Consider the following 274-nt stretch of genomic DNA (forward strand, 5'->3'; position numbering starts at 1 on the left):
TCACCACGCTGGGCGTGAACACCACCTCGACCACGCTGATCGGCGCAGCCAACGAAAGCCTCGGTATCCTGACCAAGGACATCGACGCCAACGCGCTCGATCCCAACACGACCTCGACGACGGCCCGGAACTACTACCTGATCGACACCGGTTCGACCACCGGCACGGCCGCTTCCGGTACCGGCATCGCGCTGACCGGTGCGACGACCGACGCCCAGGTCGACGACATGATCCGTGCGGTCGACTCGATGCTGACGCAGATGACCGACGCCGC

1 pseudogene is annotated in these 274 nt (G+C 65.7%); it reads left to right on the plus strand.

Annotated features, from left to right (window positions below):
- A pseudogene (locus tag LL06_RS25495) lies at nucleotides 1-274 on the plus strand (flagellin); the annotation flags it as partial.

This window comes from Hoeflea sp. BAL378 (assembly GCF_000759435.1).
In the GTDB taxonomy this organism is placed as follows: Bacteria; Pseudomonadota; Alphaproteobacteria; order Rhizobiales; family Rhizobiaceae; genus Hoeflea.